The organism is Halocatena salina (assembly GCF_023115355.1).
In the GTDB taxonomy this organism is placed as follows: Archaea; Halobacteriota; Halobacteria; order Halobacteriales; family Haloarculaceae; genus Halocatena; species Halocatena salina.
Genome location: NZ_CP096019.1, coordinates 1259815 through 1281755 on the forward strand (window position 1 = coordinate 1259815; position 21941 = coordinate 1281755).

23 protein-coding genes, 1 tRNA gene and 1 pseudogene are annotated in these 21941 nt (G+C 58.2%); 9 read left to right on the forward strand and 16 right to left on the reverse strand.

What is annotated here, in order from left to right; genetic code table 11:
- Positions 1–37: 37 nt before the first annotated feature.
- Entirely contained in the window at positions 38–517 is a 480-nt protein-coding gene (locus MW046_RS06440; protein WP_247994730.1) for an Lrp/AsnC family transcriptional regulator, read from the forward strand.
- Between the two features lie 50 nt (positions 518–567).
- Here the strand turns inward: MW046_RS06440 and MW046_RS06445 are convergent.
- Both MW046_RS06445 and MW046_RS06450 read right to left on the reverse strand, forming a co-directional pair.
- Positions 568–1507, reverse strand: a pseudogene (locus MW046_RS06445) (ferredoxin--nitrite reductase); the annotation flags it as partial.
- A 177-nt stretch (positions 1508–1684) separates the two neighbouring features.
- Positions 1685–3025 carry a nitrate/nitrite transporter gene (locus tag MW046_RS06450; RefSeq protein ID WP_247994731.1) on the reverse strand — a complete coding sequence of 447 codons (1341 nt, stop codon included), beginning with the start codon at positions 3023–3025 and terminating at the stop codon, positions 1685–1687.
- 356 nt (positions 3026–3381) lie between these two features.
- Between MW046_RS06450 and MW046_RS06455 the strand changes: the two genes are divergently transcribed.
- The 3 genes from MW046_RS06455 to MW046_RS06465 all read left to right on the forward strand — a co-directional run bounded on the left by MW046_RS06455 (position 3382) and on the right by MW046_RS06465 (position 4943).
- Positions 3382–3858 carry a pyruvoyl-dependent arginine decarboxylase gene (locus tag MW046_RS06455; RefSeq protein ID WP_247994732.1) on the forward strand — a complete coding sequence of 159 codons (477 nt, stop codon included), beginning with the start codon at positions 3382–3384 and terminating at the stop codon, positions 3856–3858.
- A 37-nt stretch (positions 3859–3895) separates the two neighbouring features.
- The gene (locus tag MW046_RS06460; RefSeq protein ID WP_247992320.1) at positions 3896–4510 is read left to right on the forward strand and encodes a hypothetical protein; all 615 of its coding nucleotides are present in this window, start codon (positions 3896–3898) and stop codon (positions 4508–4510) included.
- A 100-nt stretch (positions 4511–4610) separates the two neighbouring features.
- Positions 4611–4943 (forward strand): DUF5811 family protein, encoded by a 333-nt coding sequence (locus tag MW046_RS06465; protein WP_247992321.1) that lies wholly within the window; start codon positions 4611–4613, stop codon positions 4941–4943.
- Between the two features lie 15 nt (positions 4944–4958).
- Here the strand turns inward: MW046_RS06465 and MW046_RS06470 are convergent, their stop codons facing one another.
- Positions 4959–5147 carry a DUF8015 family protein gene (locus tag MW046_RS06470; protein ID WP_247992322.1) on the reverse strand — a complete coding sequence of 63 codons (189 nt, stop codon included), beginning with the start codon at positions 5145–5147 and terminating at the stop codon, positions 4959–4961.
- Positions 5148–5206: 59 nt separating this feature from the next.
- Positions 5207–7021: a translation initiation factor IF-2 gene (gene infB, locus MW046_RS06475; RefSeq protein ID WP_247992323.1), complete on the reverse strand. Its 1815-nt coding sequence runs from the start codon at positions 7019–7021 to the stop codon at positions 5207–5209.
- Positions 7022–7168: 147 nt separating this feature from the next.
- Between infB and MW046_RS06480 the strand changes: the two genes are divergently transcribed.
- The 3 genes from MW046_RS06480 to MW046_RS06490 all read left to right on the forward strand — a co-directional run bounded on the left by MW046_RS06480 (position 7169) and on the right by MW046_RS06490 (position 9116).
- Positions 7169–7405: a PRC-barrel domain-containing protein gene (locus tag MW046_RS06480; protein ID WP_247992324.1), complete on the forward strand. Its 237-nt coding sequence runs from the start codon at positions 7169–7171 to the stop codon at positions 7403–7405.
- Positions 7406–7410: 5 nt separating this feature from the next.
- The gene (locus tag MW046_RS06485; RefSeq protein WP_247992325.1) at positions 7411–7866 is read left to right on the forward strand and encodes an NOB1 family endonuclease; all 456 of its coding nucleotides are present in this window, start codon (positions 7411–7413) and stop codon (positions 7864–7866) included.
- 89 nt (positions 7867–7955) lie between these two features.
- Entirely contained in the window at positions 7956–9116 is a 1161-nt protein-coding gene (locus MW046_RS06490; RefSeq protein ID WP_368411310.1) for an NAD(P)/FAD-dependent oxidoreductase, read from the forward strand.
- Between the two features lie 44 nt (positions 9117–9160).
- On the opposite strand, the gene MW046_RS06495 is transcribed toward MW046_RS06490, so the two are convergent.
- A complete protein-coding gene (locus MW046_RS06495; RefSeq protein ID WP_247992326.1) occupies positions 9161–10912 on the reverse strand; it encodes a ComEC/Rec2 family competence protein in 1752 nt (583 codons plus the stop codon).
- A gap of 3 nt (positions 10913–10915) precedes the next feature.
- Positions 10916–11179: a hypothetical protein gene (locus MW046_RS06500; protein ID WP_247992327.1), complete on the reverse strand. Its 264-nt coding sequence runs from the start codon at positions 11177–11179 to the stop codon at positions 10916–10918.
- Positions 11180–11497: 318 nt separating this feature from the next.
- Between MW046_RS06500 and MW046_RS06505 the strand changes: the two genes are divergently transcribed.
- Positions 11498–11737, forward strand: a complete 240-nt coding sequence (locus MW046_RS06505) for a hypothetical protein (protein ID WP_247992328.1) — start codon at positions 11498–11500, stop codon at positions 11735–11737.
- Between the two features lie 31 nt (positions 11738–11768).
- Here the strand turns inward: MW046_RS06505 and MW046_RS06510 are convergent, their stop codons facing one another.
- The 4 genes from MW046_RS06510 to MW046_RS06525 all read right to left on the reverse strand — a co-directional run bounded on the left by MW046_RS06510 (position 11769) and on the right by MW046_RS06525 (position 15770).
- Positions 11769–12752, reverse strand: coding sequence for an aldo/keto reductase (locus MW046_RS06510; RefSeq protein WP_247992329.1), 984 nt, complete (start codon positions 12750–12752; stop codon positions 11769–11771).
- Between the two features lie 55 nt (positions 12753–12807).
- Positions 12808–13311 carry a TrpY family transcription regulator gene (gene trpY, locus MW046_RS06515; RefSeq protein WP_247992330.1) on the reverse strand — a complete coding sequence of 168 codons (504 nt, stop codon included), beginning with the start codon at positions 13309–13311 and terminating at the stop codon, positions 12808–12810.
- Between the two features lies 1 nt (position 13312).
- Positions 13313–13900: an imidazoleglycerol-phosphate dehydratase HisB gene (gene hisB / locus MW046_RS06520; RefSeq protein WP_247992331.1), complete on the reverse strand. Its 588-nt coding sequence runs from the start codon at positions 13898–13900 to the stop codon at positions 13313–13315.
- Positions 13901–13961: 61 nt separating this feature from the next.
- Entirely contained in the window at positions 13962–15770 is a 1809-nt protein-coding gene (locus tag MW046_RS06525; protein WP_247992332.1) for a M14 family metallopeptidase, read from the reverse strand.
- Between the two features lie 273 nt (positions 15771–16043).
- On the opposite strand from MW046_RS06525, the gene MW046_RS06530 reads away from it, so the two are divergent.
- Entirely contained in the window at positions 16044–16727 is a 684-nt protein-coding gene (locus MW046_RS06530; RefSeq protein WP_247992333.1) for a hypothetical protein, read from the forward strand.
- Positions 16728–16844: 117 nt separating this feature from the next.
- Here the strand turns inward: MW046_RS06530 and MW046_RS06535 are convergent.
- From MW046_RS06535 to MW046_RS06560, 6 genes are all read right to left on the reverse strand, one after another.
- Positions 16845–16917, reverse strand: a tRNA-Pro gene (locus MW046_RS06535).
- Between the two features lie 56 nt (positions 16918–16973).
- A complete protein-coding gene (trmY, locus tag MW046_RS06540; RefSeq protein WP_247992334.1) occupies positions 16974–17570 on the reverse strand; it encodes a tRNA (pseudouridine(54)-N(1))-methyltransferase TrmY in 597 nt (198 codons plus the stop codon).
- 47 nt (positions 17571–17617) lie between these two features.
- A complete protein-coding gene (locus tag MW046_RS06545; RefSeq protein WP_247992335.1) occupies positions 17618–18604 on the reverse strand; it encodes a DsbA family protein in 987 nt (328 codons plus the stop codon).
- Between the two features lie 156 nt (positions 18605–18760).
- On the reverse strand, positions 18761–19729 hold the full coding sequence (locus MW046_RS06550; RefSeq protein ID WP_247992336.1) for an NAD-dependent epimerase/dehydratase family protein: 969 nt from the start codon (positions 19727–19729) through the stop codon (positions 18761–18763).
- 1 nt (position 19730) lies between these two features.
- Entirely contained in the window at positions 19731–20681 is a 951-nt protein-coding gene (locus MW046_RS06555) for an NAD-dependent epimerase/dehydratase family protein (protein ID WP_247992337.1), read from the reverse strand.
- Positions 20681–21847, reverse strand: coding sequence for an NAD-dependent epimerase/dehydratase family protein (locus tag MW046_RS06560; protein WP_247992338.1), 1167 nt, complete (start codon positions 21845–21847; stop codon positions 20681–20683). Before MW046_RS06560 ends, MW046_RS06555 begins: the two co-directional genes overlap by 1 nt.
- Positions 21848–21941 lie beyond the last annotated feature (94 nt).

Sequence of the window (21941 nt, forward strand, 5' to 3'; positions counted from 1 at the left end):
TCAAAACAGCTCGAGACGCCACATCCAACCCGATTGTATGACGAACGACGCCGATACACAGAACAAACGCATCATAAACGCGCTCCAGCGCGATGGCCGCGCAGACGTGCTGGACATCGCAAAGCGAACAAACATTCCAGCAACCACCGTTCAAAAACGGCTCAAACGGCTCACTGAAAGCGAGATCATCACGGGATATGAGCCTCGAATCGATTACGATCGGCTCGGCTACGAACTGACCGTGGTCTTCAAGCTCGACATGAACGATCCGACTGGTGGGATCATACACGATCTCAGAAACGATTCGTACATCATCAGCCTCTATGAGGTCACTGGCGAGTTCGACGTGCTCGCGATCGGGACGTTCCCCGATACAGCGACGATGAACGAACGAGTACGGTCGATCTTGAGCAGCCCTGAGATCCGTGCTGGACGAACCAACATCGTCTCCAACACCGTTCTCGAAAACGAACCGATCGAACTCCAAAAAGCAGACACGACCCGAGGAAGCGATTAATCGTCGACGGTCGTCGGTTACTCGCCTTGATCGCGCTCTGTAAACGGATATCACGACCGTTTGGCGTCGTGGAGATACGGGCCAGTGTACGAGTCTCCTCGGGTTGTGCGAGATCGATGAACGTCTCGTGGCCGGTAGCATCGACCCACTGACGGAACGTCTGTTCCCCCATCCAGAGGGCTACAAACGCTGTTATGAGGTTCGGGATCAGTTCCGGAACCTCGTCGGCAGGCACGCGCTGATGGAGCCACTCGATGAACGATGGATCGGTGGCGGTATCGGCACCGATCCCGGCATCCATCGCTTCAGCCATTTCGCCGTCTTTCCGTGCCCGCACTCCGTGGAGACCGATGTCGGCCGTCATCGGTAACTCGGCGTTCCCTCGTAACCATCGCAACAGTCTGGCCATCCGGGCTTTAGTTTCGGTGAGTGCAAGCGGGCAGAGCTCCATTTTAGTACAGGCAACTCCTATCCGAACGAAAGAATTCGATTCCGGTTTGTGGATTTCGAGGAGATCCTCCGCACACACCGCCTCGATCCGATTTTCGGGTACATCCATGATGATGGGATTCTGGAGACGAGGGAGTCTGATTTCTCCGGATCCGTGCGTGTCTACCAACTCCGCGAGTGTGATCGTGTTTTCAGAACCCGCAGCCGCGGTTTACCCGCGTTGTAGGTGTACTCCGTCCGTAGATTCGCCCCCAGCGGTTACAGTTCGAACGCGACGCGTTCCTCAAGCGCCGACAGGATCGCCTCGGTACCCCACTCGTCGACGAAAAATCGCGCTCGGTTTTTGTTTCGATTCTGCCTGTTGCCCTTCTCGTGATACAGTTCGACGAACGCACGGACGATATCGTAGGCGTTCTCGGGTTCGACAAAGACGTCGAGTGATCTATCGCGCCGAGGCTCACGACCGCCTAGCCCGCCACCGACTCGGACGTTGAATCCCTTGATTTCAGTTCCATACCGTAGCTTCCACGCCGGTTCGAGAACGCCACCACAGTTGGTGAATAGAAGGAGGGAAAGTGGACATTCGTTCCCTCTAGTAGATGCTACTACCGTATAGGATTGTATAGCAGAATGCTGTAGCTGTTCATCTGAGCACACCCATTAACCAGAGTAATAATAAAAATAGTAATCCGTGGTTGCGGAGGTGATCGTCCGGGTTCAGTCCGGGTTGTGAGCAGTCTCGTCTTCGAGGTGGTGATCGGATGTGTTCGCCGGGGTGACCGAGACCACGCCGTCGATGTGTGCGCGTACGGCACGGGCTGGCTGGGCCACCCACGCGTTCACGAGGATGATCGGAAGCAGACAGACCGCGATGATCAGATAACCCGAGTGGATGTAACCGGCTGTGGCGGCAGTCGAGTAAACGAGCGGGAAGCTGATGCCGCCGAGCGTACCGACGCCGCCGACGATCCCCGCCGCCGCACCAGATCGGTGAGGGAACATGGCAGGCACCTGTGCGAAGATCGCTCCACTGGTAATTCCACAGCACATCCCCATGCAGAACACGATACCGACGGTAACCGGAAGTACTCCGGTACGACCGGCGACGGTGAACGCACACATCATCACGACCAGTGTACCTAAGCAGACGATCGTCCACTGCTCGCGGTATCGGTCCTGAAAAATCGGGAGGATGTTTCGCTCACGACGAACGAGGATGTCGCTGATCCAGCCACCCAACGGCCGCAGCGTGCCAGCACCCAGCGAAAACATCGCTGCGAACGTGCTCGCCCGAACGAGATCCGATCCGAATCCTTCCCGGAAGTAGGTCGGCAGCCAGCCGTTGAGCGAAAGTTCGATACCGAAGCTCGCCACGTATCCGAGCGCGAGCGCGATGATACCGTATCGAGTAGCGGTGTGGAGCCAGGATTTGAGAGTTGCACTCTCTCGTGCCTGAGCGGCGCGTGCCTGCGTTGCGGCGTCTTCACCTAATAGGGCGTAGGTGATAGCCATCAAGAAAGTCAGACAGCCGGTGTAAAAGAAGGCTGCGCGCCAGCCGGCCCCGAACAGCGGTCCGGACCAGTCGCTGAAGAATCGCGGCAGTACGAGCGCTCCAGCACCAGCCCCTGCGCTGCCCACCCCGGCGTAGATGCCTTCAGCAGTGCCAAGTTGCTCTTCGGGAAACCACTGTGAGACGTGTTGGATTCCGATGACGAACGCGATCCCTGCGGATCCGACGACGAGCCGAGCGACGAAAAACAGCTCGTACGTTTGAGCAAACGCACTCACGATCGAGGCTACACCCACGTAACCGAGGACCGTGGTGAACACCGTCGACGCGCCAAAGCGGTCGGTGAGCCATCCCGTGACGATGCGACCCGGCGGCGCGAGCCAGATAGCTGCACTGGCAAGCAGTCCGATCTCACCCAACGACAACCCGAACGCCTCGGCGATCGGTCCTGTGAAGGGAGAAAACGAAAACCACACGAGAAACGCGAGATTGAACGCGGCGGTCGCAAGCACCAGCGTCCGCCATTTCGTCATCGACACCAGGCTCATTCGTCAATCTCCCTCCGTTCGGCAGCGCGAGCCGGTCGATCACGGATGATACACTCCGACAGACAGTAACTACGACCCTCTGTACCCCGGACAGACGTGATTTCGATCGACGTACTCATCCGTTTGATGGTATATCTGGCTGCTGTTGCTTTGTTACATTTCCAAACATCCGAGCAGTAATATTCGACACCGCCACTATTTTCTGGATTTTATCCATCGATTCTCACTACAACGCAGGTTATTAAAAGACTGTTTGTTAAAATATTGAATTTCTTTATGTAGGAGATCGACGAGTGGTGAATCCATGTCGCCAGCAGATCCAAATCTCTTAACGTATCGACCAGTTTTTTCACATAATGGGACTCATCCGTGTCGTGTGGGGGAGCGCACGCGCACCGACAGCGATGGCATCGTACGACGCGGCGCTCGCGGAGGCAAACGTTCACAACTACAACCTAGTTCAGGTGTCCTCAGTAATACCGCAAGACACATCGGTTGAAGCGGTAGGGGCCGCGCCGGATCTCGGACCTGCGGGCGAGCAACTGACCGTGGTAGAGGCACGAAAAACCGTCGTAGACGGACGGGCCGTTGCGGGACTTGGATGGGCGACTGAACTGTCGGGTCGCGGAATCTTCTATGAAACCAGCGGTACCGATCCCGAGGGCGTTCGGTCTGACCTCGATCGAGGACTCGATGCCGGACAGGAACTTCGAGACTGGCAGTTCACTGATAGGGGTCAGAAGATCGTGGCAGCTCAAAGCGATGCTGGAGACGGGGAATACACGACAGCGATCGTGCTGGCGGTGTACGGGAAGAGCACGCCGTTGGTGTGACCCACACGCTTATCGAGAGGCGAGACGTTCCTCATTCATGAGTACTCCGACGCTCTTTCACCTCCACTTCAACACGCCCGCCGTTACCGTAGCTGCCGAACGCCTCGCTGGCGCGGGGCTTCAGTTACAGCGACGGTTCGGAAGCGTTCGTGGGGACAGCATTGCATTGGGACCCGACGAGGGAACACCCGACGATTTTCGATTGAAACTACAGACCCATCAGTACGGAGTCGTGAACGTCACGCTTGCCCCGGGACGACAGCCACGTTTCGATCATTTCGGCCTGCAAGTAACGGGGGTCGAGGAAGTTCGTGCCAAAGCAGAATCTCGTGGCTGGTCAGTGCGTTCGAACGACCGGCGCACGTTCGTCATGACGCCGTGGGGATTTCGAGTCGAGATCCACCCGACAACAAGTGACGTGGTGGCAGAACTCGACGAGCCGACCGTGGCACACCTCGAAAAAGTGGTCCTTCGCGTACCCGCTGTACCCACCGTTCGGACGGCGTTCAAGGACGTGTTCGGAAGCGTCCCCGAACTACGGATCGAATCGGGGGAGGAGCCGTGGATACACTCGTTTGCGATCGCGGAAAAACGAACGACGACCACGATACCGGTACGGACTCCCCTCACTGGAGAGAACACGCCGACATAACCATCAGTTGTATTTACTATCGGTACCGAAAGCGGTCTGTTGCTAGCGGGGTTTCGCCAATCAGCATCATTTATGTTCTCTCTGCTCCTGGAACGGTCGAATGCACGGTAACACACCATACACGGGTCCCTCTGAAGACGCTGATCTCTCTAGCGAACAGCTCCGAACGCTCCAAAACGACGTAGCGAGCGTGACCGAACAGACCCGCGCGCTACTCCCTGACGAGTTCGTCGTCGGCTCGGAACTCACAAGCCGAACCGACGGCACGCACGGAACCGTGAGCGTGCAACCGCCCGTGGGCCGGGTCATCTCGACTGGCGTCCCCACGGACGCCTCGGACGAAGAACACAGCGACCTCGCTCACGAACTTGCCGCTGGAGCAGCTCTTCAAGTCAAACGCGCCATCTCCGATGTCGATCCGACTGCCGGATGATCGGATCGGCCGCAATTAGTCAACCTCTCTCGGTGGATCGATGAACAGCGCGTAGCCAAGCACCCCCAGCGAGGGAATGCCACCGACGCCCAACCCGAGCGTCGCCGAAATTGACGACACGACGCTCACGATCGCCCCCACGACCACCGGAAGCATCATCACTGCAAGCACCGCGTCATACGTATGCAGCGACGCATCGATCATGACATTGCAATGTATCGATCCCAAGCTAATTAATAGTTATTACCGCGAGCGCCGTCCGGTCATTTTCCCCAGAAGGGATCGACGTTACGTCGTTTGTCGAGATACCGCGACAACGCTTCTCGTTCGTCCGCCGGGATGTCTGCTCGGAGTTCCTGTTCAAGGATTTTGGCGTGTTTTTCTGGGAGTTCCGTCCACAGTTCATCTCCCTCTTTGATCTGACGGCCAACGGTCGGCCCGTCGATGGAAACGCTGACGCTTTCCCCTGCGCGGGCCGTGTCGAGATCTTCGCCCTGTGATTGGATACCCTTGAGGATACCAACGCGTTCGGGATCGTTTCCGTCGAACACGACGACGGGCGAGTTCCGATGGAGGGTTCCCGAGAGCACTTCCACGCCGACAACGGCCGGATTCGACTGTCGGAACACGTGGTCGTCGAGGATTCGGAACGTGCACGGCCGCATGATGTTTTCGAGGACGGTGTCTTGCTGGGCGCGCTCAATTTCTGCCACGTACTCTTCGTACTCTTCGACCAGTTGGTATATCACGTCGTCTTGGAACACACGGATATCTTCGTGGTCGGCGCGATCGTCGGCGTCAGCGAGGACGTCGACGTTGAACCCGAGGATGACGCGGTTTCGTTGCTCGTCTGCGGTGGTAGCAACGGCCACATCTCGGGCAGCCACGTCACCGACCTCGGCACGAACGATCGGGATATCCGTCTCTTGAAGCGTGTTGGCGATCGCTTCGAGGCTCCCGAGCGTGTCAGCTTTGACCACGATGCCATTCTCGTCGGTTTCGACTGCGATTTCAGCTAGTTCGGCTTCGACGTCATCGGTGACGGCATCGAGCGTCTGATCACGGACGACACGAACGGGCGCACCGGCGATGGCGTCGTCCAGATCGGGCGCTGCGATCTTTACACCTGCTGCTGCGCTCACCTCGTCGGTCCGCTCGAACTGCTTTTCGGTCCGAATCTCCGACAGAGCACGTGGCTGGAGAAGTGCGCGTACGTCGGTTTCGATCGTCCGATTCGTCGCGCCGACCACGATAGTGTCGTCGGTTCGGATCGTTCCGTCGTACAGGACCACGTCCAACGTCGTTCCGAATCCTCGTTCTTCCGTTACTTCGAGAACCGTTCCCGATCCCGGTCCCGTGGTGTCGATCTCCATCTCTTCTTTCATGTAACGTTGTGAGAGACCCATGAGAACGGTGAGCAGGTCGGGGATCCCCTCGCCGGTCAAGGCGCTGAGCGGAACAAGTCCGGCGTTGTGCTGGAAATCACGGACTTGCCAGTACATATCAGAAGAGATATCGTTATCACTCAGTTCGCCGATGAGTGAGTAGATCCGTTCGTCGAGTCGCTCGCGCGTCCGATCGGATTGAGCGTCGAGGCTGGCCTGAATGGGGCCGTCCTCCTGTGTGTTCCAGCCGGGAACGGTGTCGATCTTGTTGGCAGCGACGACGAAGGGTGTTTGGGTGCGTTTGAGGATATCGAGTGCTTCGATGGTTTGGGGTTGAAAGCCGTCGTTCACGTCGACGACGAGGATGGCGATGTCGGCCAGCGCTCCGCCCCGCGAGCGCAGCGTCGAAAACGAGTGGTGCCCGGGCGTGTCGATGAACAACAACCCTGGAAGATCGAAGTCGTCGGGATCGACCAGTCCACCAGCGATGTCGGAAATCACATCGAGCGGAACGGCAGTCGCGCCGATGTGCTGGGTGATCGCGCCAGACTCACCCTGTGTGACGGCCGATCCCCGTATCTTATCGAGCAAACTCGTTTTTCCGTGGTCGACGTGACCGAGAACGGCGACGATAGGCGTCCGCAATCCACCAGAACCAGAACGTGTATCGGTATTGGTATCCGTATCAGACATGGAACTCACCCGGAGAGAACTCCTTGTGAGAGTCTATCCGTCTGCGGGGTTAAGTCTTAAGAAGCATCTGTTGTATGAAAACTTCGACTGCCACCCGACTGAACGGTTCCCTCGTCTTTATATGCTATCCTCCGGTATGACGAATATATGCCCACGATCCTCGCCGAAAACCTTTCGGAGAAGGCGATTACCGGTTCGGACGGCACACACATCGGGATATTACACAACATCACGATGGACGTCGAAAATGGACAGCTCAAGAATCTCATCGTCGATCCCAAAGTGGACGGCAATGAGAATTTCGCAACCGACGACTACGGGCACTATCTCATTCCCGTGGATCGGGTGACGGCCGTCAAAGACCACGTTATCGTTCGTCGCTAAGATAAATGCGAGTTCTCGACGCTTCGGCATTCATCAAGGAGTACAACACTACTGGACGAACAGCTACGGTACCCCGCGTCCGTGAGGAACTCACCGCAGAGAGCGGCTATCGGTTCGACGCGCTCGAAGGGAGCGGAATGCACGTTCACGTTCCCGATGCGACGGCGATCGAGCACGTCGAGCGCACAGCGCGCGACACTGGTGATCTCGATGAGCTTTCGGAAACGGACGTTCGGTTGCTCGCTGCGACGCTCGAACTCGATGGAACGCTCGTTACCGACGATTACGCGATGCAAAACGTCGCTGAGAAGCTCTCGATCGGGATCGATTCGATCGATCAGGAGGGTATCACTGAGGAACGCGACTGGGAGTTCCAATGTGTCGGCTGTGGCCGAGTGTACGACGACGATCCTGAGCGTTGTCCGATCTGTGGCAGCGAGTGTACGAGAAAACGCCCGTAGCCGATTTGTCGTCGTATCTAAGTATCGACGCGATGAACAGGAGGTATGGTCCATAGGAACGCTCACAGTGGAGCGGTCAGCGGTCTACGGTGCTCGCCCGATGTGATTCGATCCGATCGAACGTCGCCAGCGAGGCGACGATGAACGTCGCGGTGATCGGCGGCGGAGCCGTCGGCGTTACTGTCGCGTTCGAACTCACGAGGCAAGGCATCGACGTGACCGTCTACGAGCGCGGCTTGATCGGTGATGGGAGCGCGAGCAGCGGCCGCGCGGCTGGTGTCTGTTATGACGCGTACGCAGGGGCGATCGATGCCACAGTCGGTAAACAGGCGCTCACCCAGTTTCGAGAGTGGTCCCGAGAGGGTCGGATCGAATTCACCCCGTGTCCGTACGTGTGGCTCGCTCGTTCGGGCGATACAAAGCGAGCGGCAGCCATCCGCGAGCAGGTGCCCCGAATGCAAGAACACGGCCGGAACGTCTCGTTCGTCCCAGCCAGCGAGCTTGCGGATCGCTACCCCGCACTTCGAGTCGATGACGTCGCCGTGGCGGCGATCGCCGAAAACGCTGGCTACATGGATCCAGCGGCGTACACCCGATCGATCGCTGCCGCGGCGGATCGATCGGGGGCAACGATCCAGACGGAAACGCCGGCCACACTCCGCTCGGAGACGATGATCGAAACGTCGACCGGCCGCGAGTCGTTCGATGCGGTGCTCGTCGCCGCCGGTGCACACACCAAACGCGTGCTCGCTGACGCGGACGTTCGAATCCCGCTCAAGCCCTATCGCGTGCAGGCACTCACCACCGAGTCGACTGAGATCGACGTCCCGATGCTGTTCGACGCCACCGGTGGGTACTACCTCCGGCCACACGAAGAGGGCCTGTTCGTCGGCGACGGCACCGAACCGATCGAGCGTGACCCCGACGACTGGGATCGCTCGGCTGACGGGTGGTTCATCGAGGCGGTCGATTCGTACACAGAAACCGCGATCGGACGGATGCTCGATACGAACGACGCGTGGGCCGGGCTGTGTACCGCCACGCCCGATGGCGATCCGCTGGTGGGCGAGCGACGACCGGGGCTGTTCGTCGCGGCTGGGTGGCAGGGCCACGGGTTCATGCGTGCGCCTGCGATCGGGGAGCGTATCGCCCACCAACTGGTGGGTGGCGACGGGATCGACGCGTTCGATCCGACACGGTTCGAAGGCAACGAATCGTTCGAAATCGTCGAGGGAATGGACATCGAGTGATCGCTACGGTGATCGATCATCGGTCAGCATCGTGCACCAGCGTCTCACAGCCCGATCGATGAATCCTGTTTGTGGGTTCGGTCGGTCGATCGTTCGGGCTGCGTTTCGTTCGTTTGCGCTAAGAGATCAGAGAGGTCCTTCTCGGATTTGTTCGCGTTATGGGCGTCGGGCGTTTCGATCGCATAAAGGAAATCCTGATGTGCACCAGGAGTAGCTCGAAGGTGCTGGCACAGCGTGTCACGCGTGTGTGCATCGTTGACGGCAGTATCGGTAGCCTCTTCAGCCTCACGGAGCTGCGTGTCGATGACGATCTCTCCCTTGGCGCGTTGTTTAGCCGCTGGTTGGTGTTGAACAGCCCGCGAGACCTCCTCGACCTTCCGGGGACCGTCGATCTCCTCGGGCGACGGAACGTCTGTCAGTGGGTGTTCGATGCCGCCGAATCGCTTGGGGAGGTTCGCCCGGAGTCGGGTGTGTAATGGAAGCCGTTCGTAGTCGCGTTCTCGTTCGACGGCATCGAAGTATGCTTCCTTGTTCCGTCTTACATCCGCCTTCGTGGTGACGTGTTCCTCCCGGTCGGCCTGCACCGTTTCATGGAGCTGGTCGTGGGCGTCCGGCGTCGGGGTGAGTGTCTGGCGGAGGTCCTCGACAGTTTCGGCGTCAGTGATCGCTTCGTCTACGATCTCCTCGGTCGTCTCGACCAGCATCGGCGCGGCGTCGGCCGCCCACTCGGGCGTGTCCTCGGGCAGGTGGTCAGGAGTGAGTGCTGCGATCCGCTCCGGGGAGACGTCGTGTTCCCGACAGTAGTACTTCAGGGCGGCTAGATCCGCTGCGTCGGTCGTGTCGAAGTCGGTTGTCGGTTCCGGACGAACACCATTCGAATCCAGTTCGGTACGGAGCGTCCCGTGTCCCACTGTCCAGTAAACATCGACATCCTGATCATGCAGGTGCTTGAGAGTCGCATCGTGAGGGTGGGCGTCGTGGGGATTTTCGCTCGTGTGCTTATTGTGCAGACCGCTGGAAACGAGCGCTGCTTCCGGATCGACCCGATCAAGGAACTCCTCACTGGTCGCGTTATTTGAGCCGTGATGGGAGAGAACGAGGACATCAGCGTCAAGGTTCACGTCGCTCTGTTCGTTGTCGTGCTGTGACATCAACCAACTTTCACCGTTGAGTCCACCGGTATCTTCTACATCGCCCATGAACAACATCGACTGTTCGTCCTCGGTTTTGAACGCGAGGCTGTTTGCATTTGCTCCGGTCGGTTTGAGGGTGTTCTTCCGCCCGGTTACAGGGCTGGTGAACGACACTGTTTCCGGTTCATCGGGAGGAGCCAAAACTTGGATATCTGAGTCCGGTGTGAGTAAATCGCCTCCTGAAACCTGTCTGATGGTCTCTGGGTCGTGTTCTTCCAATTGACGGTCATACGTTTCCCAGACGAGCGGACTCACGCCTTTTTCTGATTTTTCGGTGTCGGAATCACACAGTTTGTATCGATGTGCGTCAGGCTCGACGACGTTCTGTATCTCATAGCCGTGGTCATACAGCTCTTCGACACCCCCCGCATGGTCGTCATGAATATGCGTTAGAACGAATGTTTCGATCGGGATATGCTCCGACTCTGTCTCTGGCGTTGACCGTCCAGCTAAAACGGTATCGAGTTCGTCACCGACTGCTGCTTCATCCGCATCGATCAGATTGAGCGTGCCGTCCTCCGTGATAATCGCATGTGCATCTGCCTGTCCAACATCCAATGTGTAAATCTCACGTCGTCCATTAGCCAGCGGCTCACCGGACATATCTCAGTCTTCTAATCGCTTCTCTCGATGCCGCTGAATCGCATCTTCGACCTCCTTCTGTTTCTTCTTAGTAAGTTCTTCGTCGTACTGCATTGCGACGAGTTCACCGTCTTCGATCTCTGGTTGATATTGGTCTCCAATCGCTGCATCGTCCGGTAATTCCCCAACATCTTTATGGAAACGTTCAATTATTTTTTCATTTTCAAATAGAATCAGCGTTGCAATACCGTCTTCATGATCTTGATATGAGAGTCGACGCTCTTTCATTATCTCTATACAATATCATCACGGAACTTAATTATACCGGGACTGAACGATAGCCACGATCGGTACTGATGTGTCCAAGGAGAGGGAATCATCACCTCCTCACCATCGAACGCATCCCAGCCGAGAAATCCCCTACCGTGTACTCACAAGAACTGATCGATCAGTAGTATTGACAGATTCTTTTCCTGTTCGATAGCTTTTTACTCACGCATTCCGATGAGAAGCACGAACGCCGCTCGACACACGAAAAGTGTCCGGGTGCTGGAAACACCCGAACGGCGGTGTTCACCCAACGCAGCTAACGAGGAGTTAACACCAATGGATCCTAACGACACGGACGTAGAGAAAAGTATCGGTCGTGACCAGAACGACGAGCCGGTGGCTCGGGAGACGTGCATTAAGCCGTGGTGTGAGGCGGCAGTGAACACCCGGATCAGCAAAGAGGAAGATGGTAGTGTCGAGATCAAACGCTGTGCCAAAGGGCATTTCGTCCGAAAACGCTTGCTCGACGTCGACGGAGAGGCATACCGAACGTTCCGATCGATCCTCGGGCCGTAAACCCTGATCGGTGACCGTCGCTGCGCAGTGGTCACACCAGCGACGGCGTTTCTTTCGCCTCCGCCAGCCGATCGAACTGGTCTTGGGACAGCGACAGCTCGGCGGCACCGAGGTTTTCGGTGAGCTGCTCGGTCGTTCGTGCGCCGACGATGGGCGCACAGACCCGGGGATGGTCGAGTAGCCACGCGAGCGAGACCTGTGCTGGTGTTGCATCGAGTTCGTCGGCCACCTCGCTGACGACATCAAGCGCCTCGAAGTTCTCGTCGGTGAGATACCGATCGGCGAACTGGTCGGACTGGGCGCCGCGTGTTTGTTCAGGGACGCGGTCACCACGCCGGTATTTGCCGGTGAGAAAGCCACCGGCCAGCGGACTCCACGGACAGCATTCGATGCCGTAGCGCTCACACATGTCGAGATACGACGGTTCGATCTCGCGGTTGATGAGGTTGTAACGGGGTTGGGCGATCGTGAACGGCTCGTAGCCGCGTTTGTCCGCGATCTCGTTGGCCTCGACAACCCGCCACGCTTTGGGTTCGAACGTGGACGTACCGAGATAGTTCACTTTCCCGTCCCGAACGAACCCGTTCAGCGTGCGCATGAACTCCTCCGGAGGTGTCTGCTCATCGAATCGGTGCGTGTACAGAACATCGAGGTAGTCGGTTCCGAGCCGGTCGAGAATCCGATCGATCTGCCGACGGAGGTGCTTCCGACCGAGTCCCTGCCCGTTGGGATCGTCCTCACGCGTCGGCCAATACACCTTCGAGGCGATGACGAACCGCTCTCGGTCGTACTGTTCGAGCCAATCACCGATCCACTGCTCGCTTTTCCCATCACCGTACATGTCGGCGGTGTCGATGAAGTTCCCGCCGTGCTCGACGTACAGATCGAGCAGTTCGTGGGCACGCTCACGGTCGACTTCAACCATGCCAGCGTCGGTCTCGCGGCCGAACCGCCACGTCCCAAACGAGAGCGAGCTCACCGTCGTTCCTGTCTGGCCGAGTGAAACCGTCTCCATAACACTACCCAGCGGTGCGATGAACTTAACCAGAACGGGAAGGGACGCAGTCGCGCTATTCGATCTCGATGCGGTGAACGAACGACAACGCCCGGATATCGTTGATGAGATCACCGGGCAGCTCCACGTCGGTGATGATCGTGAGCGAGGGCGTGTCCGCGAACTCTGGATCTGTGGTGAAAAGCTGCCGGATCGTGATGTCGCGTGCAGCGATGCGGTCGGTCACGTCGATGATGATCCCGGATTCGCTGGCGTCATCGACGTACACGGTCAGGACGGTCAGATCGAGCACGGGAGCCAGATCCTTCAACGACGCGATGGCAGAGATGTTCTGGAAAATCCGTCGCAGCTCCTCGTCTTTGAGGAGTTCGTCGGTCGTGGCGTCGACGACGCGCCGGTCCACATCGATCTCGCGGGCGATCCCCGTGTTCGGAATCTCGATCCCTCCCGAGACGACACGGCCGTCGTCGTTCACCGAAAATCCCCGTTCGAGCAACAGCCGAACGACTGCCTGTTGGCTTGGACTGTTCTCGAACTTCTTCATGATCTCATCGAACATGTTACAGTTCCCCTTTCGTGCTCGGCGTGTCCGACCGGCGTTCGTCGATTCGGGTGGCGTCGTCGAGCGCTCGGCCGAGACATTTGAACAACGCCTCGATCTCGTGGTGGGCGTTCTCACCCTCGACGCTCGCGTGCAGTGTCAGCCCGCCGTTCATTGCGAGCGATCGGGCGAAATGAGCTGCCATCCGGCTCGTCATCTCCCCCACCTGTTGTTGGGAAAACGTTCCTTCGAACTCGAACCACGGGCGACCACTCACGTCGAGTACGATGCTGCCGATGGCTTCGTCGAGCGGCACGCGCCGATCCGCGAAGCGAACGATCCCACGTTTGTCCCCGAGCGCCTGTTCGAACGCGTCTCCAAGCGCGATGGCGACGTCCTCAACCGTGTGGTGGTCATCGACTGCGAGATCACCTTCACAACGGACGGTTAGATCGAACAGCCCGTGTTTGGCAAACGATTCGAGCATGTGATCGAAAAACCCGATACCAGTGTCGATGGTTGCCTCGCCATCGCCGTCGATAGCGAGCGTGAGTTCGATCGCGGTTTCCGTTGTTTCCCGGGTGACAGCGGCACTCCGATCGCCCATACCCACCACTTCCCGTGGACGTACAAGCCGGTTGCGCTGTCGGTGTGCGTACGGTCACGCCCTACGTCCGAGGGTTCAGCTGCGTGAGCGACACCCGTCGGCCGTCAAGAAACACGTCGATCGCCTCGAATGATCCGCTTGGGAGTCGAAAGGCGGTCACATCGCCTCGAAACAGATAGTCGTCGTGGCCAGCAGCGACCGCTCCCGAAACTCGGTCGACACCCACGTGATCTTCACCGGTTGCCGTGGCCGTCGGATACACGATACCGGACACCTCGAAGGCGTACGGCGTTCGAGATCCAGTTCCGGAAACACGGAGTTCGTGGATATCGGACGGATTCAACGCCGCGATCGTCCGCTCGTTCCCATCGACCAGAAGTTCGAGATCGTCCTCGTCGCCTCGAATGAGATCGAACGAGATGATCGCTCCGGTGAACCGATAGTGATCGGACGAATCGCCAATCCGTCCCGAAGCGGTGGACTCAGAGCGTCTATCGTGGGACTGGGAGCCAACGCCAGAGACGGTGCCACTCACCGCAAACCGGTAGCGTGCTGTAGCGCCCCGAATCAGGAGGTCGTGTGTCGGCGTCACATCGAGTACATCCGCTGTGACCGGGTGGCCGTCGACGGTCACAGTGAGATCATCGGAATCACCGCTGGTAACGTTGAAGTGATCCACAGCGCGTTTGTACTCATACACGTCGGGATCGCCGTCTACGACGCCGTAGGCGCGGTCTTCGAACACCCATTCCTCGCTGTCCATCGACTGTGTCGCGGTGAACGACTCGGTAACGCCGAGTTGGTACTCGACGGGATCGCCAGTCGACCGGAGTCGGAGCTGGCTGCTCTCCTGTGGCGTCAGCTCGTCGTGGGTCCGCTTCACTCCGTCGACGTACACCGTGATGTCGTCCGAATCACCGTGAGTAACGTCAAAAGTGGTGATCTGACCGGTGAAATGATAGTAATCGACACCGCCGTGCACGAGGCTGTTCACGCGGCTGTCTCCGACCGCATCGTGAGCGTCGGTCGTATCGGTCGCTGTGATTGTCCCGTCGACAGCGATGGTGTACGCCACGCGCGACCCCTCGCCATCGACGGCGAGTACGTGAGTTGGATCACTAGCCGCTACCGCTGTCAGAGCATCAATGAGACGCTTAACGTGTGCCTTCTGCCACCGAATCCGTGCGGAGAGGTCGAGATCCTTGTAGGTCTCGATGATGTACGTCGGGATCCCCAACTCGAAGGCAGTTCGCTGGACGAACACACCCGTCGGATCCTCGGACGGACGGGGAAGAAAGCGCGGGTGAAAGTGATTGACGGAAGCGTCGATCGATTCGTTGACGGCATCAATAGACAGCTGAGCAGCACAGCAGCCGTTCCGGAGCGGGGAGTAACCGACCGACTGCCCGAGCCAACCATCGATGTACCGACCCACCGACTCGTGCATGTCGATGACGAGATCCGGTTGAAATTCCGTCACCACGTTCCAGATCTCCCGCGCCAGCTCCGTGGTGGGGCTCTCAGTGAGGGGAAACTGCCGATTCAGATCTCCGTTCGCTTCCCTCGCTCCGTTCTGAACGGCCACGGCGTTTGCCCGCGGAAGCACGAGGAGAGCACCTGTGTCCGGAGTCCAGTCCTGAATGTCATCACCAGCGAGATATCCCGCCGGCTCATTGCCGTGCATCCCGCCGACGACGAGCGTCGTCAGTCCGTCGCTACTAGAGTCGTTGATCGACAGCGTCGTTTCTTGTTCCGTCCCTGCCATCAACTGGGTGCGTCGATCATCGGAACGAGCGCCCGTGCTCTCACTCCCGAGACCGACCAGTCCCCCTGCCACGCCGAACGCCTTGATGAACGAGCGCCGCCTCATCGATACTGGTTGAATCCACTCCAACACCAATGGAATAATACGGAGAGATTATTTAGTAACTAAACGCCTAAAATAAATAAGGAAATGGGCGCTCGCCTTTATTACCTGCGAAAGTATAAGTTATATTATTCTATATTGGATCTATTCTACACCACAATTATTGAAACGACAGTACTAAGACACCACCTCTATTGTCCGGGCGTGTAGAACGTTCAAGATGGATATGCTATCCATCGAGATCGTCGGTAGAGAAAACATCCCGAACTACAATACATGACAGATAGAATCCTAACGCGGCGGAAGCTTCTCGGTACCACCTCCGTCGCTCTTTTCGGAGGGGTTTCCGGATGTGGCAGTATTCTGGAGAACATCAACGCCACAGCACCAGAATCGGAATCGAACTCGGATCCCTCGACGGACATGGGACCGCAATCCACGCCGGAGCCACCCGCCGTCTCGGAGCCGACAACGACGGAAGCGACAGTCGTATCGCAGTCGACGGACGGCTCGGAGTCGACTTCGAAAGGAGATGCTGCCGAGCGGACACCGGGCGACTCGTGGACACCGCCGGAAACGCCCCACAAGCCGACGGAGGACAAACGTGACGGTCGCATCAACGATGTCGACATCATCAACAAAGAGGAGGCGTCCGGCGGGGGGTACAGCAATTTCGATCTACAGGTCGGTGCCAATACGTGGCTGAAGGACGTGGATCCCGAACCCGAAGTGGACGGCGATCCGTATTTTGCCGTCGAAATCAACGGGACACTCGTCGCCCGGACGGATCTCGTACCGTTCAGAAAGCAAGGTTCGTTCAAGGTGCCGATCGATCAGGGAGGGCTCCAACAGTTCGGTGCTGGCACGCTCGAGATCCATATCCTCATGCTCGATATCGACAAACAGACCGACGATCTGTACGGCGAGTGGACTGGTACGATCGAGTATCAGCCGGCGTAGGTAGGCGTTCGTCTCGTATCTAATTCTGTCTCGATGGAGCCGTCTATCGTGCATCGAACGAGCAGGGAGAGCGACACGCTTGGAGAAAAATCTGTGAAAGCAACGGTGAGGAGAATATGGGCCGGCGCAGATTCGAACTGCGGTTACGGCCACCCGAAGGCCGAAGGATACCAAGCTACCCCACCGGCCCGCATTCCATACTGGGAGTACTGTAGTGTTAACGCTTCCGGGTTCGATCGATGTCGGTCAAAACTGCGTGTACCCGTTCGTATCGAGACAATGGTGGGCGACGGTGATCGCCTGGTCGGCATGCAGTCGTCGGGGACCGAGACGCACGCGCTGGGTTGCCACCTCCGAAAGGAGCTTCGTTTCGGTTTCGGTGAAATCACGGTGATCGGAGAGAACGAACACCGGATCGGATGGGAGATCGGACGTCCCGACGGGCTGGCCATCCTCATGGAGTTGAATCACGGTTCCCTCCTCAGCGGCGTTCGTGAGCGTAGTCTCGACACCGACCCGGGAGAGATACACGCCGGGAGAAGGGTTCGTTTCCATCTGTCCGATCGCATGATCACGTTGTTCGAGAGTGGCTCTGATGCGTGCAGCAGTGCTCCGTTCGTCCGGATGGAGCCCTCGGAGTTCGCTTCCCTCGAACCGGATCGTGTACGAATCGGAAAGGACCACCCGGCACCGAACGTCCGAACGAATCGAATGCGAGAGGAAAAACGCCCCCGTGACACACCGACAGAGTACGTCCAACCGTCCCGCTCCACCCGCCGTGTCTGCAAGCGAAAAATCGGGCGTCGTCGGCACCTCGTGACCGATGATGATGAACTGCCGCATACGGTCTCTGACATTGCGATCGACATACGTTCGTCGCTCGAAGGGAGTTATTTCACTTTCCGAATCGCAGATCGATACACCGAGAGCGGCTGTGTTCCGATGATAGTTTTCGATCGGTCGGAATCCGGGTTGTAAACATAAAATGCAGGCGTCCCGGGAACCGACGCCTGATCGGCTGCGTCGACCGCTGCGTCGATATCCGAAGCGAACGCATCGCTGTAGGTGTCATGAACCGTTTCGACTGCACTGGCGTCGATACCGACCTCCGTGGCTATTTCGAGAAGGTTCTGGCCATCGGCCCACCCACTCCCGGCTTTTCGTTGGCGTTCGAATACGGTTTGATGCCACTGCCAGAACTGGGCGGGATCGGTGTCCGCAACCGTCTCCCACACCGCTTTCGAGAGCATCGCTGCTGGCCACGAATTCTGTCCGATATTCGGTAGTTCGAGGAACACGAACCGTGTATGACCGCGCCGTACCTCCTTGCTGATGAGCTGGGGGTGGATCGAGGTTGCGAACTGACTGCAAAACTCACAAAGGTAATCACTCCAGTAGAGGATTTCGACCGGTGCGCGATCGGAGCCCATCACCGGATATCGACTGCGATCCAGCCCGAACTTCGTTGTGCCCGATCCAACCGAGAGATACGGATGCTCTCGGGCGTGGGATGTCGTCTGTGTGGTCGTGCGTCGAGTCGTCGTTCGTTGTGGGGTCCGTGACGTTCGGGGTGGCGTCTCCGTCGGAGACGGGCTTGGGGAGGGGGTCGGTCGCGTCGTCTCTCGAGGTGTCGGGGATGGCACATCCGTTTCTACTGCCGTCGGCGACCCCGGCGTCGATCGTCGTGGCGTAGCGTTGGTTAGCGGTGGATGGTCCGGATCGCTTCTCGTGAGCGGGGTCGCTACCTCCGTCGATTCCGGTGGATCTCCATCCTCATCGGACTGACCGAGACAACCGGCCGTCACACCGACGAGTGTGACCATGGTGCTCTGAATGAGTGCCCGCCGCGTCGTGTTCGATTTCGTATTTTCCGACATATCAATTACATGGTCGTTTCCGACTCACTCGACAGCTCGCTGCGATGCTTACCACATAAGGAGATATGGTAATATACGTTACGGATTCATTTCATATATTATAGTCTATCTTAGAATAATATGCAGCAAGAAGGTCGTTGCTCGTGTTCGACAGCGTTATTCTCGGAGTGCGGTACGGATGGCGTCTTCGACGGTTCGTTCGGCTTGCCAACCCAATTGTTCGCGTACGTTGGTGGTGTCGACGGTGAACGTATCGGTAAGCGTCTCGCCGCTTCGGGGGTTTTCGACCAGTTCGATGTCGGGATCGAGATTTCGCTCTTCGCGGGCGATCTGCTTGACCGACTGGGCAATTTCCATCACGCTCGGCGTTTCTTCGCTGCCGATCGCGTACCGTTTGACGCCCGTTTCGCTGTCGTTCAACTGTGTGAGAAGTCGTTCAGCACACAGGACGTACAGCTGAGCGATGTCGAGGACGTGGACGTAATTTCGGACTTGTGTCCCGGGTTCGTACACCGTGAGGGGTTCACCTGCCAGTGCACGATTGACGAAGAAATTGAGCACGACCGGTTTCGAAACGGTAGTATCGTCGATCTCGTGTGCACCGTACACGTTTGAGATCATCAACAGGTGTGCCGGGAACGACCCATCAGCGAACGTCTCGATGGCTCGTTCACCGAGGATCTTCGATCGGCCGTACCAGTTCAGTGGAGTCCGAGGTGCGTCGGTGGTGATCGGAAACGTCGTCGGATCGCCGACCACGGCCATACTGAACGGGAACACGAGCGCTCCCCCCGTGGTGTGACACCACCACGCGACGTTGTTCGTTCCTTGGACGTTCACCTCATAGGCGAGATCGGGATTCTCATCACAATCCTCGACACCGCTGAGGGCCGCAAGATGGAGCACCACGTCGGCACCATCCAACGCGTCTGCAAGCTCCGATCGGTGACGGATATCGACGTGTTGAACATCAACAGCATCGATCTGGCGGATCATTCCGCTGTGAAAGTTATCGAGAGCGGTGATCTGCCAGTCGGGATGTACTTCCTGTAGTCGTTTGACGACACAACTGCCAGTGTAGCCTGCCGCGCCTGTAACGGCGATGTGTGGGGTTGTCGTTGTCATGTTACTGTAACAGGGGTGGAGCCTGAATGTCGGTAAATCGCTGGGTGAGATCTCGAACGCCTTCTCGAAGCGTCCACTCAGTAGTAAAGTTCGTTTCGGCTAACCGATCGAAACTGACGTGATAGGAGGGACCTGGGTGTTCGTCCGCACGGTAGGCTACGTCCACCGCTCCGACCTCCTCATCGATGAGCGCTGCCACGTCCCGGATACGGTGGTTTTCAGTGTCGCTTCCGACGTTGTAGACGGTGTGGGTCCACTCGTCGGGGTGGAGCGCAGCGTGGGCGTACGCACGAGCGGCATCACGAACGTGGATGAACGGTCGCCAGTTCGAGCCGTCGCCGTACACGGTCAGCGCCCGGTCCGTCAGTGCTTGGAAGACGAACCGGTTGACGACGAGATTGAACCGAACCCCCGGCGCAGCACCGTGGTTCGTCGCCATTCGGAGCGCCGTTCGATCGAACCCAAACCGGTCTCCGAGGCTCGAAAGCAACTGCTCGGCCTCGAGTTTCGACTCCGCGTAAGGATTGATCGGCTCGGGATCGGCCGTTTCGTCAAGCTCCGTTCCGGTTGCTCGACCGTAGACGTTACACGAGGAAGCAAGCACGACGTTATCGACGCCGAGCTGTCCTGCGGTCTTGAGGACAGTCTCGGTTCCGTCGCGGTTGATCGACTCCGTCTCCTCGCGCCGATCGTGGGTGCTCTCTGCGCCAGTGATCGCTGCGAGATGGATCACGACATCGCAGTCATCCATCGCGCGTGCGACCGTTTCGGCATCACGTACATCACCACGGACGAAGTCGATCGATCTGGTGAGCGAGGACATGAGTGTTCGCGGCGATCCCGTCGACAGATCGTCCAACACGACGACGCGGTCGATCCGGTCGTCTCGGTCCAACAACCCGACCAGCACGCTGCCGATATACCCACAGCCACCCGTGACGAGGACGTTCATTATTCGAGCACGTCGGGGAGGAAGCGGTCCTCGTGGGAAACGATCGTCTTCCGGTGTTCGGTGAGCGTTCCCAAAATGTCGCGCACGCCGCTCTCGAAGTCTTGACGTTGCTCGCCGATGAGTTCCATATACCGGTCGTTGTCGATCTCCATGGCGTGTTCCTCGTCCTCCTCTCGGGGGTTTTCGACGTGGGTCACGTCGACATCGAGGTCGAACTCGCCAGCCACATCGGCGATCGTGTTGGCGATTTCGACGATGCTGATCGGACGTGTCGTCTGATTGTACACGACGTGCTCGTCGGGCCGTTCGGTGTGATCGGTGAGCGCGAGTTGAGCCAGCCCCTCAACCGCGTCTTCGAGGCTGACGAACGGTTTGCGCTGCTCGCCTTTCCCATACACCGTAAGCGGATAGCCCGCAACCGCCTGTGCACAGAACCGATGGGCAACCACCCCGAAGTAATAGTCGAAGTCGAACCGAGTGTTCAGCCTGTCGTCGGCCCGCGTCTCCTCGGTTTCAGTGCCGTAGGTGATCGCCGTTCGAACGTCGCTGATCGGCAGCCCGAACTGTTTGTGCGCGAGCCGCAGATTGGCTGCGTCGTGACACTTCGTCAGATGGTACCAGCTCCCTGCCATTGCCGGGAACGGCACCGAATCACGCCGTCCCTCGTGTTCCATCACCGCTCCACCCTCGGGGATGGGGAAGTCGGGCGCGCCGTAGACGCCGGTCGTAGTGGTCTCGATGAAATGGGTGTCAGTCATGTCCTGCTCGTGGAGTCCCCACACCAGGTTCCGCGTGGCTTGCAAATTGTTGTGCTGGGTGTAGTTCGCCCGCTCACCGTTGATCTGTGAGTACGGTGCAGAGGGTTGAGCTGCTGTGTGGACGATGACACTCGGTTCATGGGTCGTGAGCAACCGCTCGACGAACGCCCGATCCGTGAGGTCTCCTTCGACGAACGAGAGATTGCGAACGTCGTGGACGGTCCGCGCTCCATCAAGGCGGTCGTCCATGTCGCTGATGGGAGCTGCGCTCTTCGATCCGACCGACTGTACCCACTCGCGGCGGCCGAAATTATCGACGAGTACGACCCGCTCGTCCGTTCGACGCGCAATGCGAAGCCCCGTTGGCCATCCGATGTATCCGTCACCGCCCGTGACGATGATGCTCATGAGTTACTCAGTTAGCGAGTAACTCTCGCGTGCCAAGTAGCTTTCCGTTTGACACGGCGCGCTAGATGGCAAACACAAACACTACTGTGCTGGA

Excerpts from the sequence above, each read along its gene's own strand:
- trpY (WP_247992330.1), bottom strand. The coding sequence starts at position 13,311 with ATGTTCGATGAGATCATGAAGAAGTTCGAGAACAGTCCAAGCCAACAG.
- MW046_RS06505 (WP_247992328.1), top strand. The coding sequence starts at position 11,498 with ATGGATCCTAACGACACGGACGTAGAGAAAAGTATCGGTCGTGACCAG.
- MW046_RS06500 (WP_247992327.1), bottom strand. The coding sequence starts at position 11,179 with ATGAAAGAGCGTCGACTCTCATATCAAGATCATGAAGACGGTATTGCA.
- MW046_RS06560 (WP_247992338.1), bottom strand. The coding sequence starts at position 21,847 with ATGAGCATCATCGTCACGGGCGGTGACGGATACATCGGATGGCCAACG.
- hisB (WP_247992331.1), bottom strand. The coding sequence starts at position 13,900 with ATGGGCGATCGGAGTGCCGCTGTCACCCGGGAAACAACGGAAACCGCG.
- MW046_RS06555 (WP_247992337.1), bottom strand. The coding sequence starts at position 20,681 with ATGAACGTCCTCGTCACGGGTGGCTGTGGGTATATCGGCAGCGTGCTG.
- MW046_RS06525 (WP_247992332.1), bottom strand. The coding sequence starts at position 15,770 with ATGAGGCGGCGCTCGTTCATCAAGGCGTTCGGCGTGGCAGGGGGACTG.
- MW046_RS06440 (WP_247994730.1), top strand. The coding sequence starts at position 38 with ATGACGAACGACGCCGATACACAGAACAAACGCATCATAAACGCGCTC.
- MW046_RS06510 (WP_247992329.1), bottom strand. The coding sequence starts at position 12,752 with ATGGAGACGGTTTCACTCGGCCAGACAGGAACGACGGTGAGCTCGCTC.
- MW046_RS06530 (WP_247992333.1), top strand. The coding sequence starts at position 16,044 with ATGACAGATAGAATCCTAACGCGGCGGAAGCTTCTCGGTACCACCTCC.
- MW046_RS06470 (WP_247992322.1), bottom strand. The coding sequence starts at position 5,147 with ATGATCGATGCGTCGCTGCATACGTATGACGCGGTGCTTGCAGTGATG.
- MW046_RS06450 (WP_247994731.1), bottom strand. The coding sequence starts at position 3,025 with ATGAGCCTGGTGTCGATGACGAAATGGCGGACGCTGGTGCTTGCGACC.
- MW046_RS06465 (WP_247992321.1), top strand. The coding sequence starts at position 4,611 with ATGCACGGTAACACACCATACACGGGTCCCTCTGAAGACGCTGATCTC.
- MW046_RS06550 (WP_247992336.1), bottom strand. The coding sequence starts at position 19,729 with ATGACAACGACAACCCCACACATCGCCGTTACAGGCGCGGCAGGCTAC.
- infB (WP_247992323.1), bottom strand. The coding sequence starts at position 7,021 with ATGTCTGATACGGATACCAATACCGATACACGTTCTGGTTCTGGTGGA.
- MW046_RS06485 (WP_247992325.1), top strand. The coding sequence starts at position 7,411 with ATGCGAGTTCTCGACGCTTCGGCATTCATCAAGGAGTACAACACTACT.
- MW046_RS06480 (WP_247992324.1), top strand. The coding sequence starts at position 7,169 with ATGCCCACGATCCTCGCCGAAAACCTTTCGGAGAAGGCGATTACCGGT.
- MW046_RS06545 (WP_247992335.1), bottom strand. The coding sequence starts at position 18,604 with ATGTCGGAAAATACGAAATCGAACACGACGCGGCGGGCACTCATTCAG.
- MW046_RS06495 (WP_247992326.1), bottom strand. The coding sequence starts at position 10,912 with ATGTCCGGTGAGCCGCTGGCTAATGGACGACGTGAGATTTACACATTG.
- trmY (WP_247992334.1), bottom strand. The coding sequence starts at position 17,570 with ATGCGGCAGTTCATCATCATCGGTCACGAGGTGCCGACGACGCCCGAT.
- MW046_RS06460 (WP_247992320.1), top strand. The coding sequence starts at position 3,896 with ATGAGTACTCCGACGCTCTTTCACCTCCACTTCAACACGCCCGCCGTT.
- MW046_RS06455 (WP_247994732.1), top strand. The coding sequence starts at position 3,382 with ATGGGACTCATCCGTGTCGTGTGGGGGAGCGCACGCGCACCGACAGCG.